Here is a 17,642-nt window from a genome sequence, read left to right on the forward strand (position 1 = left end):
GTTTCAAGGAAACCACCATGATGACAAGGCTGTTCGATCTTCCCCGTGCACTGGCCTTCTTGCTGCTGCTGGCCGCCAGTGTCTCTTCCGGCGCTGCTTCCCTCTCTGCCTACCCTGCCATGCCGGTCGACCCGCGCGCGATCGTCGTGCGCGCTACCGGCGACGGCGTCACCGACGACAGCGCCGCGCTGCAGGCGGCGATCAACAGCGCGGCCAACGGCGGCCAGGGCGGCGTCGTGTTCCTGCCGTCGGGCCGCTATCGCGTCACGCGCTCGATCCTGATTCCGCTGGCGGTGCGCGTGTATGGCGTGGGCCCGACGCGTCCCGTGTTCGTGCTGGCTGCGAATACGCCCGGCTTCCAGAAGGGTGTCGCGAACATGGTGATCTTCACCGGCGGCGACCAGTACAGCGTGGGCAAGGTGCCGATGCCGGTGCCGAGCGCCGTCCCGTTCAGCACTGAAGACGGCAAGGCGGTGCGCAACGCCAACTCGTCGACCTTCTATTCGGCGCTGTCGAACGTCGACTTCGAGATCAAGGACGGCAATCCGGCCGCCGCCGCCGTGCGCATGCACACGGCGCAGCACTCGAACCTGAGCCACATCGATTTTCATATCGGCTCGGGCCTGGCAGGCGTCTACCAGGTGGGCAACGTGGCCTTCAACCTGCGCTTTCACGGTGGCCGCTACGGCATCCTGAGCGAGAAGACCTCGCCCGCCTGGCAATTCACGCTGCTCGATTCGACCTTCGATGGCCAGCGCGATGCGGCGATCCGCGAGCATGAGGCCAGCCTCACGCTGGTCAATGTCGACATCCGCAACACGCCGGTGGGCGTGGAGATCAACCGCGGTTATGGCGACTGGCTGTGGGGCAAGGACGTGCGCTTCGAAAACGTCAGCCGCGCCGCGCTCATCGTCAGCAACGAGAACAATGTTTACACGCAGGTCGGCATGGAAAACGCCAGCGCGCGCAACGTGCCGACGTTCGTGCGCTTTCGCGACAGTGGCAAGACGCTGGCCGGCAAGGGCCGCGACTATCTGGTGAAGGAATTCAACTACGGCCTGTTCATCAAACAGATGGGCGAGCCGGGGCAGTTCTCGACCAACTACAAGACAGCGGCGCTGCCGGCCAATGGGACGCCAGCACGCGCGCTGCGCGCGCTGCCCGCATCAACTGACTGGGCCAATGTGCTCGACTACGGCGCGAAGGGCGACGGCAGTACCGACGATACGGCAGCGCTCCAGAAAGCCATCGACAGCAAGCGCACGGTGTACCTGCCGCTGGGCTTCTACGTCGTCAACGACACGATCCGCATGAAGCCGGACACGGTACTCATCGCGCTGCATCCGGGCCTGACGCAACTCGTGATTCCGAATGGCTCGCCGCAGTACCAGGGCATCGGCAGCCCGAAGGCGCTCCTGGAAAGCGCACGTGGCGGTGATGGCATCGTCTCGGGCCTGGGCCTGGCCACCGGTGAAGTCAACAACCGCGCCGTGGCCTTGCTGTGGCGCGCGGGCGAACAATCGCTGGTGGACGACGTGCGCATTCAGGGCGGTCACGGTACGCGCCTGTACGACGGCAGCCGCGCCGACCCGTACAAGAAGGACGCCAAATTCGACACCACCGCACACTGGGACCGCCAGTATCCGAGCGTCTGGGTCACCGACGGCGGTGGTGGTACGTTCTCGGGCATCTGGTCGCCCAGCGGCTATGCGCAGGCCGGCTTCTACGTCACCAATACGACGACGCCCGGCAAGGTCTACGAACTCTCGGCCGAGCACCACATCCGCGCCGAGATCGTGCTGGACAAGGTGCAGAACTGGGAATTTTTGGCGCCGCAGACCGAGGAAGAAGTGCGTGACGGGGCCGACGCGGTGTCGGTCGAGATCCGCAACTCGAAGAACATCCTGTTTGCCAACTACCACGGCTACCGCGTGACGCGTTCGTACAAGCCGATGCCGGCCGCAATCCTGGTCACCAATTCCAGCGACATCCGTTTTCGCAACGTGCACGTGAACGGCGAGAGCGGCTTTGCCAGCTGCGACGACGCCGGTTGCGCCACCTATCTGCGCGCCAGCAAGTTCGCCTACGAGAACGCGATCCGCGACGTGACCAACAAGCTCGATGTGCGCGAACGCGAGTTCGCCGTGTTCGACTACAGCGGCGCGCAGCGCAAGGCGCCTGCGCCGCTGGGCAAGGTCGACAAGCTCGAAAGCGGCTTCTATTCGATCGCCGGCGGCGTTGTCGATGCGCAGGGCAAGCTGTACTTCGTGGACCGTCACTGGAAGCGCATCTTCAGCTGGACCAAGGATGAAGGTCTGGTCGTGGTGCGCGATGCGCCGCTCGATCCGGTCAACCTGGCGATCGACAGCAGCGGCAACCTGATGGTGCTGTCGTCCTACGGCCCGCAGGCGAGCGTGTATGCGTTCGACCCGCGCAAGCCCGGCCTCGACATGACGATGATCCAGCCGACCCCGGTGGCCGCGCGCAACGGTGGCCGCATCGCGGTGCCGGTCAACTTCTGGCAGAACGGCGAATTCAAGGACCAGCTCAATCCCGATACCTACGAATTCACGACGCTGGCCGAGATGTTCGCGCGCGACGTGGCGCTCCCGAAAGCCAATGAATACGTGTCGCCTGACGGCAGCCTCGCACTGCCGGCCTACCGCGTGCTGCGCCAGGGCGCGGCCGACCACCTGGGCTGGCGCTGGGCCGATTCGCTGCAGACGCACGGTTTTGTCACGACCCCGGTGGGCGGCCGCGTCGTGTTCACCAACGGCTCGGAAAACCGCACCTTCAGCGGCGTGGTGGGCGCCGGCGGCGGGATCACTGACCTTAAGCTCGTGGCCAATCGCGGCGGCGAAGGCGCGGCAGTCGCGCCGAATGGCGACGTGTACGTGGCCAACGGCCAGGTCTTCATCTACGGCAAGGACGGCAAGCAAAAGGGACGCATCGACGTGCCGGAGCGCCCGCTGCAACTGCTGTTTGGCGGCGCGAACAAACGCACGCTGTTCATCCTGACCCACCACGCGCTGTACGCAACGCAGATCAACTGAGGACGCCAATATGAAACGCATCACCAGGGCGCTGGGCGCAGCGCTGCTGCTGGCAGCGGCAGCGGACGGCGTGGCCGAGGACCAGTTCAAACTGCTGGTACTGGCCATGCCCGGCAAATACCACTACGAATACATTCCGATTGCGCGCGACAGCCTGGAGCGCATGGCCAAGCTGCACGCGTTCGAACTCACCTACACCAACAAGCCACAGGTGTTCGAGGGCGACCTGACGCAGTATGCGGCCGTGATGTTCCTGAACACGCCAGGCGAAGAGCTGAACGCGGCGCAGCGCGCCAAATTCGAGGCCTATATGCGCGGCGGGGGCAACGCGATCGTCGTGCACCGCGCCGCGATCACGCCGCCGAACGACTGGGTCTGGTACGAAAAAATGGTGGGCCGCTCGGTCGGCCCGCACCCGAAACTGCAGACGGGTGTGGTCACGGTCGTCGACCAGAACTTCCCCGCCACGTTCGGCCTGCCCGCGCGCTGGATCTGGAGCGACGAGTTCTACGTCACGACCAATCCGTATCAGGTAAAGATCGACACGGTACTGAGCGTGGACGAGTCGAGTTACGACACGACGAAGATCTGGCCCGGGCAAACCGTCAAGGGCATGGGCAAGGACCACCCGATCGCCTGGCACCACCGGCACGAACAGGGGCGCGTGTTCGTCACCACGCTGGGCCACAACGGCGAGATGTACCGCGATCCGCAGTACCTGAATCATCTGCTGGGTGGGATTTACTGGAGTGCGACGGGGTTGGGGCAGAAGCGCTGATCGGGTGTGCAAACCGAGCTCGCTTTTGTGGTGCAGTAACGACCGTTGGACGCGTGGATGGCATAGCCATCCACGCGTTCAAACCAACCTCGCTTGGCGGCGCAACAACGCACATCGGGCGTCAGCGTCGCTCAGCATCGTCGTCATCGCCACACCAGGCCTAATCGCTTGCGCGCTGCGCAGCAGCAGCGCGCGCGGCAACACGCTGGACACGGCGCCATCCTGCGCGCGCAGCAATGTGCGCACGGTGCGGCCCAGGGCGCTCAGGTACAACGTGCCGCCCACGCGGCGCCATTCCAGTTCAAGCGTGCCGGGATGCGCCCGCAGCAATGCGGCCGCATCGATCGCCAGGTCATCGCTGGCCAGCGCCCCGCCTGCAAACGCGAGGCGATCCTGCGCGGTCGCGCCAGGGTCGGACGGAAAGCCGAACGGGCCGACCGACAACCAGCCGCTGAACAGCCAGGTGATGACGAGCACACCGCCGCTCAGGCCCAGCCAGTGGTGCCAGCCCTGCCAGCCCTTGTACGGCGACATGCGCCCGCCCGCATAGCGGCGCTGCACGCGCAGCCGCTGGACGCCCAGCACCATGCCGGTCACGGCCAGCAGCAGCGCCACGCCGGCCGTCGACATCACGGCCAGGCGCCATGCTTCGTTGTGCTTGCGCAGCGGCGTGACGTACATCCAGTGGACGACGGCGCCAACCCAGTTCCAGGCGCGCTCGCTGCGCGTCGTGTCGCGCACCAGCTCCCCGGTGCGGCTCGAGACGTACACCACGCTGCCAGCGTCGTCGTCGGCCGTGACGCGCAGCAGCGGCTGGTGCACGCGCACCGAGCCGAACGTCCACTGGTCGACATCGATCGCTTCGAACGACAGCGAACGCGCATCCGGCGCCGCGCTGCGTGCGCTGCTCGACGCTACCTGCTCGTCGACCACGAGCGCTGCGCCGTTGTCGGCCCACACCGAGTTCCACGTGCCGTCATGGCCAAAATGCCAGGCCGGCCGGCCCGCCACCGTGTTCAGGCGCACCGCATCGGGCAGGCCCTTCAATGCTGTCTCGCGCCACGCCGCATCCGCGCTCACCTGGACGCGCGCCGGATCGAGCGGTGCAAGCCAGGTACGGCGCTCCGCCTCGGTGAGCTCAGGATACGGGACATACATCATCACGATGCCCGTGCCAAACCACAGCAGCACGAGCAGACCGATACCGATCCCGAGCCAGCGATGCCACAGGTGCAGCTGGCGCTTCATCGAAGCCATCGCAATCCCGATCAGTAGCGCCAGTGGACCGTCAGCTCGGCATGCAGCGCGCGCAACAAGGTTGTTTTCATCATTTGCTCTACTTTTTCGCCGGGGTTGCCGTGGGCTCGATCAGCACCAGCTTGCCGGTCTTGGGATCGCGATAGACTTCGCCGACGCGGTCGTAACCGCTGCCGTCTTGCGTGACGCCGCTGGCGGGGCGCTCGATCTGGCGGCCCTTCTCGACCGGTTGCGGCGGTTTGATGGCGCCTTGCGAACCGGCGATTGCTGCGATCAGGCCACAGGCAAAGACCAGCATTACGTCGACCAGGTTGACCAGGCTCGCGCGCGGGTCTTCGTCGCTCTGGTCGAAGCGCGCGTCGAGGTGCCGGTACAGGCGCAGGCGGCCACGTGCCGGGGCGCTCATGCCAGCGGCTCCATCGCGTCCAGCGTCTCTTCGTACCAGCGGCGGCGCAGCTTGCCGATCACCAGGCCGGCGATGCCGGCAACGAGGCCCAGCACGGTCGCATCGAAGGCAACCGTCACGGCGCTGGCCAGCTTGGCCGGATCGCCTTCCCCCAGCGCGGCCAGGCCAGGCCCGAGCGGAATGATCGTGGCCATCAGGCCGAGCATTGGCGGGATGCGCGCCAGCAGGTCGGCGCGCTCCAGACGGTGACGGGCCAGCTTCTGCACGTGCCCGACGTTGCCGGATGCGCGCAACCGCGCCAGGCCGTGGAAGCGCTCGCCGACGGCGATGCCCGATTCGACCAGCGCAATGGCGCAGCCGGCCAGCAGCACCACCAGCGAAGGCGTGAGCAGCCAGCTGACGGCGTCGTGCAACCAGGCATAGGACAAGTGATCGATCATGAGGTACTCCTTACAGGTTGAGGGATGCTGCGGCCGCGCCACAGGCCGAGCGCAAACAGGGCAAAGCAGGCCGCCAGGATGACCAGGACCTGCACGATGCGCAGGCCAGGAAGCGGCGCGGGTTCGGGTGGTTGGTTGAGTTCATAGACGCGCATGGCTGGCGGCGCCGTCAGTGCGGGCGCGGAAGGCGCCTGCCCCTGCTGTGCGTTGGCGCGTGGCGGCGCTACGGCCGGTGATGCCGCAGCTGCCGGCGCGCCGGCCGGTACCGGGACGGCAAGCGCCGGCAGCATCTCGCCGCGCGCCTTCGCCAGCGTGACGCCGAGCTGCTGCGCATCGCCGCGATCGAGTTGCGGCGCCAGCCAGCCCCACATCGGGTGATCGGGCGACGTGTGGCCGCTGCCCGGCAAGCCATTGGCAGCCACCAGGCGCGCCAGCTCGCCGCCCATCGTGCGGATCGTTTCCGGGTCGGTCTTCCAGAAGCCTTTTTCGGCGGCCACCATGAACACGGCCAGCATGTGCGCCTTGACGTGCGCGTTGTGGCGCTGGCCCAGGAAGGCCGGCAGGCCAAGCTTGTGCGCATCGTCGAAGTAGACCGCCTTGACCTCGTCCCAGGCCCAGTTCTTCACGAGGTCCGGGCGCGTGACCTGCCAGCCCCACAGGTTCTCGATGAATTCCTGGCCCATCGTGCGCGCGCCCGAGTAGCCGTTGTCCATCAATGGGCGCAGCCACGCGGGGTTCAAAAAGCGCCCGCGCAATTCGCCCAGCAGCGCAGTGGCCAGCGGCTCGACGTCGGCTTGGCCCGGCCGCCCGTGCTGCAGGATCAGCGCGTCCGGCACGCGGCCGGTGCGCGTCTCGACGGCCAGTGACAGGCCACCCAGGTAGTCGAAGGCATCGTTGTTGTCGAGCAGGCCGTACAGATTGCTGGCGCGGCCGTGGTAGGTGCGGTGGATGCCGTCCAGCGCCACGTCGAAGGCACGGTGCTGCGCGTCGCCGTCGGCGTCCAGGCCATACGCGTGGCCCATGCGATTGCGGTAGGCACGGCCGATCTCCTCGCGCTCGCGCCAGGCGCCCGAGCGTTCGGTCAGGCGGTTCACGCCCGTGCCGTACGCGCCCGGCGCGTCGCCGAACACGCGCAGCGCGGCGCCCTGTCCCGCTTCGATGGTCGATGCGCCACCGGCGACCAGCGCGCGCTGGCGCACCACCCATTCGCGCGCAACCCGGTTGTCCTGCACGGCTTCACTACCCCAGGCGGCGCCCTGGAGTGGCGCCAGCGCGGCTTGCAGCGCCTCGCGCAGGGCCGGGTCCTGCCGCGCCATCGTTTCGGCGGACGCCGCCAGCGCCAGCCGGCCGGCGCGGTCGATCAGGCGGATCAGGTTCGGGTACAGGTCGCGAAAGAGGCCAGACGTGGTCACCAGCGCATCGCGCCGCACGGCGCCCGGCACCAGGCGCACATCAGTGACAATGCCGCGCGCATTCCAGACCGGCTCGGCGCCCATCATGGCCAGCGCAAAGCCGACCATCACGCCCTCGTCGCGCACCGCGTCCGAGGCCCACAGGATGATGCCTTCGCTGCCCTGCTCCCGCGCAGCATCGCCCTTGCTGCGCGCCATCGCCTTGACTGCCATCTTTTGCGCCAGCCCGAAACCCAGGCGCGTGGGCAGGATGTCGCCATCGACCGCGTGGAAGTTGCGGCCCGTCGGCAGCGCCTCGGGTGAGCGCAGCGGATCGTTGCCCTTGCCGGGCTCGATGTAGCGGCCATCCAGGCCCGCGAGCAGGCCCACCATTTCGCGCCGCGGCGAGTCGCGCAGCTTGTCGGCGATGGACGGATCGTCGATGCCGCTCTTGGCCATCGACTCGAGCATCAGGTCAAGCGACTTCTGGTCCCACGGCCGGCCAAAGACGTGCAGGCCGAATGGCATGAACTTCTCTTGCAGCTTGGTCAGGTAATGGCCGATCTCGTGCGCCAGCAAATCGTCGTCGGCAGCGTCGAAGCCGATGCCCCGCACTTCGAGCACGTCGGACATCGACGCTTCGAGTTCGGCGCGCAGGTTCAGCGCCACGACGCGCTCGCGCATCAGTTGCGCGGCCTGCGTCTTGAGTGACTCGGACGACGCAGCTTCGAAACTCTCGACGATCTGGCGCAGCGACAGCAGCTCGTCGTACAGCGGCGTCGTCGCCAGTGGTGGCGTCAGGTGGTCGACGATGATCGCCAGGCCGCGGCGCTTGGCCTGCGTGCCCTCTCCCACGCCGTCGACGATGTACGGGTAGATGCCCGGCAGGTCGCCCGCAATCAGGCTGGGATAATCGTCGCTCGACAGGCCCACCGCTTTACCGGGCAGGAATTCAAAGGTCGAGTGGCGCCCCACGTGCACGACGGCGTCGGCCTTGAAGCGGTCGCGGATCCAGTGGTAGAAGGCCAGGTACTGGTGCGGCGGTGTGATGCTGGTATTCGCGTGCAGCAGTTCTTCATCGACTTCCCAGCCGCGCGGCGGCTGCGGGCCGATGAACACATTGCCGAACGTGAGGCCCGGTACCAGCAGCTTGCCGCTGTCGACCATCACCTTGCCCGGCGCCGGGCCCCAGCCGCGCATGCCTTCGATGCCGTAGCCGATCAGGCGCCGATACAGTGGCGCGAGCGCCTTGCACGGACTGGGCTTGCTGTCGTCGAGACAGGCGCGGTAGCCGTCTTCGAGCGCATGCAGGTCGCGCGTGGCCTGCACGCGCTGCGGATGGTCGACACCCTCGACCAGGTGCAGCAATTCCTTGATGATCGTCTCGGCCTGCTTGCGGCCCGGCGCGCGCTCGCCCTGCGCTTCGGCGACCAGCACGTCGGCATGCAGGCGGCCCAGCATGCCGTCCTTCATCTCGCCCTGCACGCGCGGTGCAAGCGTGGCGAACCAGCGCGCGTAGTCGGCCGCGCTGACGCTGTTCACCACACCGCTCATTTCGCGCAGCGCGGCGCGGTCTTCGGGCAGGTTCACGCCGTGCGCCATGATCATGTCGAGCAGCGCTTCGGGCGTGGCGGGTAAATCGCCGACCGTGTAGCCGGCGGCTTTCAGCGCGTGCAGCATGTCGAACAGCGATGCCGGCACGTTCAGGTTGTCGGCGCCGATGTTCTGGCGGCCCGGCGGGTGGTTGTAATAGACCATCGCGACGCGCTTGTCGGCATTGCGCTTGGCACGCAGCGCCAGCCAGCGGCTCACGCGCGCCGTCATGCGATCGACTTCGGCCGGCAGCAGCACCGGCGGGCGGTTCTCGATGCCGGTCAGGCGGTCGCGCTGCGACTGGCCCAGCGCCGCCACCACCACCGGCTGGCCGATTCCCTGCAGCTCGGGCAGCGCGACGCGGTACTGGACCGAATCCGGCGGCAGGCCATCGGGCGAAAGCTGCCACTGCATGGCGGTGCGGTCCGACAGGCGGATCGCCTTGAACACGGGGATATCGAAGCGTTTGAAGGCTTCGCTGACGACTTCGCGCCCTTCGGCGGCGCCGACGACGAAGTCCTGCAGCACCACCAGCGCCGCGGGCTTCGCTGGCGCGATCAGCTCAGGCAGGCGCACCAGCGCTTCGCGCGAGGCGCCGCCCCAGCGCGTGAGCAGCTGCACGCAGGCCTGGCCTTGCTCTTCGATGCGGCGGCACAGCGCAGCCGGCACCATGCCATCCATGTTCGCCAGATCGAGCACGACGACGGTCGGGCGGTCCTTCAGACCCAGCTTGGCGGCGTTGCCCCAGGCGGCGGCATCCTGCAGCTCGTTCTGGCCGACGCGCAGGCGCAGCGTCGGCTCGGGCAGCGGAGGGCCCAGCGCTGTTGATGGATGCAGCAGGTGGGCGATGAGGGCCGTGGTGTTGTCCACGCCGCCGGCTTGCCAGACGCGCCGCGCCGCGAGCCAGTGGCGGGCCGCGGGATTGGCCTCTGCCGCCTGCAGCGCGGCGGGCGCCGGCGCTTCGGCCGCCAGTTCGCGCAGCAGCTCGGGCGCGAAGCCGGCCAGGCTGCCGTGCGCCGCGCGCGTCATCAGGTTCAGGCTTGCTTCGCCATTGAAGGCCAGCACCGCGGTGCCTGGCTTTGCATGGCGCGCCAGCGCATCCTTCATGCGGCGCGCCGGATCGCCGAACAGCGACACCGCCAGCACCGTGTCGGCGCCGGTGATCCACTGGCCCACCTCGCGTTCACTGGCGGCCATCAACTGGGCCGGCGTGCGCAACTGAATCCGGTCGCGCGGGTGGCTGGCCAGGTGGCGGTGCGCAGCTTCGATCGCGCCCGGCGCGGCGCGCTCGGTGACCACGGCGAACATGGTGGCGGCGTGGCCGTGGGCGCAGGCAAGCAGGGACGCGAGCAAAAGCACCAGCGCAGTACAGGCGCGGGGGAGCGAAGCAGTGTTCATGTGAACGTCGACCTTTCAGCTGCGCGCCAGGGCGCGCATGACAACGGGCAGACGTCTTCCTTCCACGCGGGACGCAGCAGCCACGCGCACGCGCACGTGCGAACGCCTGCGCGAGCGCATTGGCAACACGGAAGGAACGACGAACTACCAACCGGCACGCCCACACCCCGGGACGTACGCAATGCATCGTGAAGGCCGGTCTTCTGGCTTGCCGTCATCCTTCCCGGGTCCTGCCTTCCCGTGCACGGGGCACAGTGGCGTTCGACGAGGGTCGTCAGGCATACAGCAGCGGGGGCTGCGCCGGACTGGCGTGCGATGGATTCGCACACGTCACCGGCTTCCCGTTTCACCTTCCTGCAGACGAGCAGGACGGCACCATTCACTTGATTGGGCGCGATTCTACAGCCCGGGTGCGCCACTGTCACCGCATTCTTTGGCCTCTAGGGAAGCACTGATTAATTCATGGAGGCGGACTTGGCACGGAAAATAGCCACCCTGCGGCGTTGCAAATTCTCGCAATAGCTCGCTATTGCTGCGATTTGCGCCTTGCATGGCGGCTTTTTCCGCAGCCAATTCCATCCCCCAGAATAAATCAGTGCTTCCCTAGCCTAGAATGGCGGTATCGTCCGGCCAGGCCGGCACCCACTACTTCTTCGCGACCGTTCACATGATCACACGACAAGACTGCCTGGCCCTCGACGCGGCCGATCCGCTGGCCCCTCAGCGCAATGCGTTTGCGCTGCCGGACGGCGTGATTTACCTCGATGGCAATTCGCTCGGCGCCCGCCCCCGCGCGGCCCTGCAACGTGCGCAGGACGTGATCGCCGCCGAATGGGGCAATGACCTGATCCGCAGCTGGAACACGGCCGGCTGGTACGACCTGCCGCAGCGCCTGGGCACCCTGATCGCGCCGCTGATCGGCGCCGCCGCCGATGAAGTGGTGGTCACCGACTCGACTTCGGTGAACCTGTTCAAGGCGCTGGCTGCGGCGCTCAAGATGCAGGCCGACGCACCGGCGCACGCGGCCCGCCGCATCATCCTCACGGAGCGCGACAACTTCCCGAGCGATATCTACATGGCCGAAGGCCTGATCGGCTGGCTCGAGCGCGGCTACGAGCTGCGCCTGCTCGACAGCTGGGCCGACCTGCCGGCCGCCCTCGAAGGCGACGCCGGCGGCCAGGTGGCGGTGGTGATGCTCACGCACGTGAACTACCGCACCGGCCGCATGCTCGACATGAAAACGATCACGGCGCAGATCCACGCCGCCGGCGCGCTGGCGATCTGGGACCTGGCCCATTCGGCCGGCGCGGTCGAGGTAGACCTGAATGGCGCCAACGCCGACTTCGCGGTGGGCTGCACCTACAAATTCCTCAACGGCGGGCCGGGCGCGCCTGCATTCATCTGGGTGCCGCAGCGCCACCACGCGCAATTCACGCAGCCGCTCACGGGCTGGTGGGCGCATCGCCAGCCGTTCGCGATGCAACCGGCGTTCGCGCCGGTGGCCGGCATCAAGCGCGCGATGTGCGGCACGCAGCCGGTGGTGGCGCTGGCGCTGATCGAATGTGGGCTGGCCGTGTTCCAGGACGTGACGATGGCGGCGCTGCGCAAGAAGTCACTGGCGCTGTCGGACCTGTTCCTGGCGCTGCTCGAACAGGAATGCGCCGCGCATCCGCTGGAACTGATCACGCCGCGCAATCATGCGGACCGTGGCAGCCAGGTAAGCGTCACGCATCCGCATGGCTACGCGGTGATGCAGGCGCTGATCGCACGCGGCGTCATCGGCGACTACCGCGAGCCGCAGGTGATGCGCTTTGGCTTCACGCCGCTGTACACGGGGTATGACGATGTGTGGCAGGCGGTGATGGTGCTCAAGGATATCCTGGACCGCAGTGACTATCAGGTCGATGCCAAGCGCACTGCGGTGACCTGAGCGATTCTCGATCAATTCTCGGTCGATTCCCAAGAGAGGACACGATGCCCTGCCCTGTTAACCCGGATTCGTCCGCCAGCGATGCCGATGTGAGTGGCTGCCCTGTCTCGCAGCCCGGCTACCACGGCGCCAAGCTCGATTTCAGCAAGGACATGAGCTACGGCGACTACCTGTCGCTCGACACGATCCTCAACGCCCAGCATCCGCTGTCGCCCGAGCACAACGAGCTGCTGTTCATCGTCCAGCACCAGACCAGCGAACTGTGGATGAAGCTGATGCTGCACGAGCTGCACGGTGCGCGCGACAACATCGCGCGGGGCCAGCTGCCGGCGGCGATGAAGATGCTGGCGCGCGTGGCCGCGATCATGAATCAGCTCGTGCATGCATGGGATGTGCTGGCGACCATGACGCCGCCCGAGTACACGGCGATCCGTCCGTACCTGGGCGCGTCGTCGGGGTTTCAGTCGCACCAGTACCGCGAGATCGAATTCATCTTGGGGAACAAGAACGTCACGCATTTGCAGGTGCACCAGCACAAGCCTGAAGCGCACGCGGCGCTGCAGGGCGTGCTGGATAAACCGTCGCTGTATGACGAAGCGATCATCGCGATGGCGCGCAGTGGGCTGGCCGTGGATGCGGCGCGGCTTGCCGGGCCATGGCATCAGGCGACGCAGTCGGATCCGTCGGTGAAGGCGGCGTGGATGGTCGTGTATCGCGATACCGACCAGTACTGGCCGCTGTATGAGCTGGGTGAAAAGCTCGTCGATATCGAGACGGCGTTTCGCTTGTGGCGCTTCCGGCATGTGACGACGGTGCAGCGCGTGATCGGTTTTAAAACCGGCACGGGTGGCACGGACGGCGTGGGGTATTTGCGCAAGATGCTCGATGTCGTGCTGTTCCCGGAATTGTTCGAGTTGCGCACCGAGTTGTAATCATCTTCATTCAAGGACCGCCTGCCATGATTTCCCATCTCGACCATTTGGTGCTGACCTGCACCGACCTCGATGCGACGAAGCATTTTTATACGAAGGTCATGGGCATGCGTCTTGAAACCTTTGGCGCGGGGCGGATTGCCTTCAAATTTGGCAACCAGAAGATCAACCTGCACCAGCGCGGCGCCGAATTCGAGCCGAAGGCGCACCTGCCGGTGCCGGGAGCGCTGGATCTGTGCTTCATTGCATCGGTGCCGCTTGATGCTGTCATCGCGCATCTGGGCAGCTGCGACTGGCCTATTGTCGAAGGGCCGGTCGAGCGGACCGGGGCGACCGGCAAGATTCGCTCGGTGTATGTGCGTGATCCGGATCTGAATCTGATCGAGATTTCGGAACCGATCGGCTGAAGTCGTTGCCGCAGGAGCTGCGGCGCACATTTCGTACGCAGCATGATGGGCGTACGGTGGCGCTATCATGCAAGCCGTTTTCTATTTTCTTGATTGAATGCTCGATATGGCGGCGGTAAAAAAAAGCGCCGTGAGTCACAGACCCACGGCGCTTTGATCGCTCCAACAACATTCAGTCTTAGAACGGAATGTCGTCATCCATATCCGAGAAGTTCGGTGCCGGCTTCGGCTGCGGACGTGCTGCCGGTGCCGGTGGCGCCTGGCGTGGTGCTTGCTGGCGTGGCTGCTGTGGCGCCGAGTAGTCGTCGTCCATGCCGCCACCGCCCATCCCGCCACCCATGCCGCCGCCGTCGCCGCCCATGCCCTGGCGACCGCCCAGCATCTGCATGTTTTCAGCGATGACGTCGGTTGCGTAGCGCTCGATGCCGTCCTTGTCGGTGTACTTGCGGGTCTGCAGACGGCCTTCGACGTAGACCGACGAACCTTTTTTCAGGTATTGCGCGACGATCTCGGCCAGGCGACCGAAGAACGAAATACGGTGCCACTCGGTCAGCTCTTTTTGCTCGCCGGTGTTGCGGTCTTTGGATTTGTACGAGGTGGCGACCGCGATGTTCGCGATGGCGTCGCCGCTCGGCATGTAGCGCACTTCCGGATCGCGGCCGAGGTTGCCGACGATGATGACCTTGTTAACTGATGCCATTTGATTACTCCTGCTGGGTATGATCAGCCCTGACTCTGCATGCTTCTAGGCGTCAGGGAACGTGGTGGTACAGCGCACTATTATGAGGCCGGCGCCCGGATTTGCCACAACAATTTGTTGGGATTCATCAGCCGTAACGCAGCGTCATCCGGTCGATTTTGTTGTCAATCCGATCTCATCCATAGCTCGGTAGGGAAATTTATTTTGCGAATCTGAACGCTTTGTCATTGAACCGTTCAGAGGGCGACCCACATACGGCGGACATGTCGTTGTCCAGGCCATCGCGCCACCCGGATGCGCTTGCCGAACCGGCAATGCGCACATTAGAACCACTGGACAAATATACAGCCGTAACAAAAACCAGCTACACTAACGGGTTCTCCCCGATTGGCCCGCTGACCCGGTCGCTTAGCGTTCGCGGCTCCGCCACGGTGGCCCACATAAACTAATAGAAAGTCTGCCCAACTTAATGGAAGAAATTCGCATTCGTGGTGCCCGCACGCACAATCTGAAGAACATCAATCTGGATCTGCCGCGCAACAAGCTGATCGTGATCACGGGTCTGTCGGGCTCCGGCAAGTCGTCGCTCGCTTTCGACACCTTGTACGCCGAAGGCCAGCGCCGCTACGTCGAGTCGCTGTCGGCCTACGCGCGCCAGTTCCTGCAACTGATGGAAAAGCCCGATGTCGACCTGATCGAGGGCCTGTCCCCGGCCATCTCGATCGAGCAGAAGGCGACCTCGCACAATCCGCGCTCGACCGTCGGCACCGTCACCGAAATCCACGATTATCTGCGCCTGCTGTATGCGCGCGTCGGCACGCCATATTGCCCACAGCACCCGCACCATCCGCTGGCCGCGCAGACCGTGTCGCAGATGGTCGACTCGGTGCTGGCCATGCCGGAAGGCACCAAGCTGATGATCCTGGCGCCGGTCGTGGCCGGCCGCAAGGGCGAGCATGGCGACCTGTTCCTGTCGATGCAGGCCCAGGGCTTCGTGCGTTTCCGTATCGCCAGCGGCGTGGCCGCGGCCAAGATCTACGAGATCGACGAGCTGCCCAAGCTGAAGAAGACCGAGAAGCACACGATCGACGTCGTGATCGACCGCATCAAGGTCAATCCGGATATCAAGCAGCGCCTGGCCGAAAGTTTCGAGACCGCACTGCGCCTGGCCGATGGCCGCGCGGTCGCATACGAAATGGATACCGAAAACATGACGGTGTTCTCGAACAAGTTCGCCTGTAATGTCTGCGGCTACTCATTGCAAGAGCTGGAACCGCGCCTGTTCTCGTTCAATAACCCAATGGGTGCCTGCCAGGAATGCGATGGCCTGGGCCACATCGAATTCTTCGATCCAAAACGGGTCGTGGCCTTCCCGCATCTGTCGCTGGCGTCCGGCGCAGTGAAGGGCTGGGATCGCCGCAACCAGTTCTACTTCCAGATGCTGCAGAACCTGGCGTCGCACTACGACTTCGACCTCGACATGCCGTTCGACAAATTGCCGGCAGCATCGCAGGATGCCGTGCTGTTCGGCTCGGGCAAGACGGCGATCCCGTTCAGTTATGTGAACGAGCGCGGCCGTACGGTGATTCGCGAGCACACGTTCGAAGGCGTCGTCAACAACCTGCAGCGCCGCTATCGCGAAACCGATTCGATGGCCGTCAAGGAAGAGCTGGCGAAGTTCATCAACGAAAAGAAATGCCCGTCGTGCGAAGGCGCGCGTCTGCGCACTGAAGCGCGGTACGTGAAAATCGGCCAGGGCGCCCAGCAGCGCGCCATCTATGAAGTGTCCGATAAACCGCTGCGCGACACGCTCGAATTCTTCGAAACGCTCGAACTGACCGGCGCCAAGAAAGACATCGCCGAGCGCGTGATCAAGGAAATCATTTCGCGCCTCAAGTTCCTGAACAACGTTGGCCTGGATTACCTGTCGCTCGACCGCAGCGCAGACACTTTGTCCGGCGGCGAAGCGCAGCGTATTCGCCTGGCGTCGCAGATCGGCTCGGGCCTGACGGGCGTCATGTACGTGCTCGACGAGCCGTCGATCGGCCTGCACCAGCGCGACAACGATCGCCTGATCGCAACGCTGAAACACCTGCGCGACATCGGCAACAGCGTGCTGGTCGTCGAGCACGACGAAGACGCGATCCGCACTGCCGACTACATCGTCGACATGGGGCCGGGCGCGGGCGTGCATGGCGGGCAGATCATCGCCGAAGGCACGCTCGAGCAGATCATGAAGAACGAGCATTCGGTCACGGCCCAGTACCTCGATGGCCGGCGCCGGATCGAAGTGCCGAAGAAGCGCACCAAGGCCGACCCGGCGCGCCAGCTGGTGATCACGGGCGCCAAGGGCAATAACCTGAAAGACGTGACGCTGACGCTGCCGGTGGGCCTGATGACCTGCATTTCGGGCGTCTCGGGTTCGGGCAAGTCGACCTTGATCAACGACACGCTGTACCCGGCGCTGTCGCGTCACCTGTACGGCTCGCAGACCGAGCCGGCCGAGCACACGTCGATCCATGGCCTGGAACACTTCGACAAGGTGATCTCGGTCGACCAGGCGCCGATCGGCCGCACCCCGCGCTCGAATCCGGCGACGTACACGGGTCTGTTTACGCCGATCCGTGATCTGTTCTCGACGGTGCCGACGGCCAAGGAACGTGGCTACAGCGCGGGCCGCTTCTCGTTCAACGTCAAGGGCGGGCGCTGCGAAGCGTGCCAGGGCGATGGCGTGATCAAGGTCGAGATGCACTTCCTGCCGGACGTGTATGTGCCGTGCGATGTCTGCCACGGCAAGCGCTACAACCGCGAAACGCTGGAAGTCAATTACAAGGGCAAGAACATCACCGAGGTGCTGGAACTGACCGTTGAGGATGCGCACGAGTTCTTCAAGCCGGTGCCGGTCATTGCGCGCAAGCTGCAAACGCTGCTGGACGTGGGCCTCGGGTACATCAAGCTGGGGCAAAGTGCGACGACCTTGTCGGGCGGCGAAGCGCAGCGCGTCAAGCTCTCGCTCGAGCTGTCCAAGCGCGACACGGGTCGGACGCTGTATATCCTGGATGAGCCGACGACCGGCCTGCACTTTGCCGACATCGACCTGCTGCTGAAGGTGATTCACCGCCTGCGCGACCAGGGCAATACGCTGGCGATCATCGAGCACAACCTGGACGTCATCAAGACGGCGGACTGGGTGGTCGACCTGGGGCCGGAAGGCGGCGCCGGCGGTGGTGTCATCGTGGCGACGGGTACACCGGAAGACGTGGCCAAGAACAAGGAAAGCGCGACCGGCAAGTATCTGAAGCCGTTGTTGAAGGTGTCAGCGAAGGCGTAATACGCTGCTTGAGGCAGCACGATCAA

11 protein-coding genes and 1 riboswitch are annotated in these 17,642 nt (G+C 65.4%); of the genes, 6 read left to right on the top strand and 5 right to left on the bottom strand.

The genetic code is table 11. The features are described from left to right. The first annotated feature begins 17 nt into the window (after positions 1-17). Complete coding sequence (locus AC1MGT_RS10420; RefSeq protein ID WP_499504107.1) at positions 18-3,053, top strand: glycosyl hydrolase family 28-related protein; 3,036 nt, start codon at positions 18-20, stop codon at positions 3,051-3,053. A gap of 10 nt (positions 3,054-3,063) precedes the next feature. Beyond that, complete coding sequence (locus tag AC1MGT_RS10425) at positions 3,064-3,831, top strand: ThuA domain-containing protein (RefSeq protein ID WP_499504108.1); 768 nt, start codon at positions 3,064-3,066, stop codon at positions 3,829-3,831. A gap of 78 nt (positions 3,832-3,909) precedes the next feature. Here the strand turns inward: AC1MGT_RS10425 and AC1MGT_RS10430 are convergent, their stop codons facing one another. The 4 genes from AC1MGT_RS10430 to AC1MGT_RS10445 all read right to left on the bottom strand — a co-directional run bounded on the left by AC1MGT_RS10430 (position 3,910) and on the right by AC1MGT_RS10445 (position 10,316). Further along, positions 3,910-5,088, bottom strand: a complete 1,179-nt coding sequence (locus tag AC1MGT_RS10430; protein WP_499504109.1) for a PepSY domain-containing protein — start codon at positions 5,086-5,088, stop codon at positions 3,910-3,912. 79 nt (positions 5,089-5,167) lie between these two features. Further along, positions 5,168-5,494: a DUF2149 domain-containing protein gene (locus tag AC1MGT_RS10435; protein ID WP_183555189.1), complete on the bottom strand. Its 327-nt coding sequence runs from the start codon at positions 5,492-5,494 to the stop codon at positions 5,168-5,170. Beyond that, positions 5,491-5,934 carry a MotA/TolQ/ExbB proton channel family protein gene (locus tag AC1MGT_RS10440; RefSeq protein WP_499504110.1) on the bottom strand — a complete coding sequence of 148 codons (444 nt, stop codon included), beginning with the start codon at positions 5,932-5,934 and terminating at the stop codon, positions 5,491-5,493. The genes AC1MGT_RS10435 and AC1MGT_RS10440 overlap by 4 nt, the downstream gene beginning before the upstream one ends. Continuing rightward, on the bottom strand, positions 5,931-10,316 hold the full coding sequence (locus AC1MGT_RS10445) for a cobaltochelatase subunit CobN (RefSeq protein ID WP_499504111.1): 4,386 nt from the start codon (positions 10,314-10,316) through the stop codon (positions 5,931-5,933). The genes AC1MGT_RS10440 and AC1MGT_RS10445 overlap by 4 nt, the downstream gene beginning before the upstream one ends. A gap of 176 nt (positions 10,317-10,492) precedes the next feature. Next, positions 10,493-10,711: riboswitch (cobalamin riboswitch) on the bottom strand. A gap of 272 nt (positions 10,712-10,983) precedes the next feature. Between AC1MGT_RS10445 and kynU the strand changes: the two genes are divergently transcribed. From kynU to AC1MGT_RS10460, 3 genes are read left to right on the top strand one after another with little or no spacing between them, the layout of a single operon-like run. Next, positions 10,984-12,246, top strand: coding sequence for a kynureninase (kynU, locus tag AC1MGT_RS10450; RefSeq protein ID WP_499504112.1), 1,263 nt, complete (start codon positions 10,984-10,986; stop codon positions 12,244-12,246). Between the two features lie 44 nt (positions 12,247-12,290). Beyond that, positions 12,291-13,178: a tryptophan 2,3-dioxygenase gene (gene kynA, locus AC1MGT_RS10455; protein WP_499504113.1), complete on the top strand. Its 888-nt coding sequence runs from the start codon at positions 12,291-12,293 to the stop codon at positions 13,176-13,178. 26 nt (positions 13,179-13,204) lie between these two features. Beyond that, complete coding sequence (locus AC1MGT_RS10460) at positions 13,205-13,585, top strand: VOC family protein (RefSeq protein ID WP_499504114.1); 381 nt, start codon at positions 13,205-13,207, stop codon at positions 13,583-13,585. A gap of 178 nt (positions 13,586-13,763) precedes the next feature. Here the strand turns inward: AC1MGT_RS10460 and ssb are convergent, their stop codons facing one another. Further along, entirely contained in the window at positions 13,764-14,285 is a 522-nt protein-coding gene (ssb, locus tag AC1MGT_RS10465; protein ID WP_258836787.1) for a single-stranded DNA-binding protein, read from the bottom strand. Between the two features lie 469 nt (positions 14,286-14,754). Here ssb and uvrA point away from each other — a divergent pair, with 469 nt between their 5' ends. Beyond that, positions 14,755-17,616, top strand: coding sequence for an excinuclease ABC subunit UvrA (uvrA, locus tag AC1MGT_RS10470; protein ID WP_499504115.1), 2,862 nt, complete (start codon positions 14,755-14,757; stop codon positions 17,614-17,616). Positions 17,617-17,642 lie beyond the last annotated feature (26 nt).

Source organism: Telluria sp. BA11 (assembly GCF_056680305.1).

Excerpts from the sequence above, each read along its gene's own strand:
- kynU (WP_499504112.1), top strand. The coding sequence starts at position 10,984 with ATGATCACACGACAAGACTGCCTGGCCCTCGACGCGGCCGATCCGCTG.
- kynA (WP_499504113.1), top strand. The coding sequence starts at position 12,291 with ATGCCCTGCCCTGTTAACCCGGATTCGTCCGCCAGCGATGCCGATGTG.
- AC1MGT_RS10460 (WP_499504114.1), top strand. The coding sequence starts at position 13,205 with ATGATTTCCCATCTCGACCATTTGGTGCTGACCTGCACCGACCTCGAT.
- AC1MGT_RS10435 (WP_183555189.1), bottom strand. The coding sequence starts at position 5,494 with ATGAGCGCCCCGGCACGTGGCCGCCTGCGCCTGTACCGGCACCTCGAC.
- AC1MGT_RS10440 (WP_499504110.1), bottom strand. The coding sequence starts at position 5,934 with ATGATCGATCACTTGTCCTATGCCTGGTTGCACGACGCCGTCAGCTGG.
- AC1MGT_RS10425 (WP_499504108.1), top strand. The coding sequence starts at position 3,064 with ATGAAACGCATCACCAGGGCGCTGGGCGCAGCGCTGCTGCTGGCAGCG.
- ssb (WP_258836787.1), bottom strand. The coding sequence starts at position 14,285 with ATGGCATCAGTTAACAAGGTCATCATCGTCGGCAACCTCGGCCGCGAT.
- uvrA (WP_499504115.1), top strand. The coding sequence starts at position 14,755 with ATGGAAGAAATTCGCATTCGTGGTGCCCGCACGCACAATCTGAAGAAC.
- AC1MGT_RS10420 (WP_499504107.1), top strand. The coding sequence starts at position 18 with ATGATGACAAGGCTGTTCGATCTTCCCCGTGCACTGGCCTTCTTGCTG.
- AC1MGT_RS10430 (WP_499504109.1), bottom strand. The coding sequence starts at position 5,088 with ATGGCTTCGATGAAGCGCCAGCTGCACCTGTGGCATCGCTGGCTCGGG.
- AC1MGT_RS10445 (WP_499504111.1), bottom strand. The coding sequence starts at position 10,316 with ATGAACACTGCTTCGCTCCCCCGCGCCTGTACTGCGCTGGTGCTTTTG.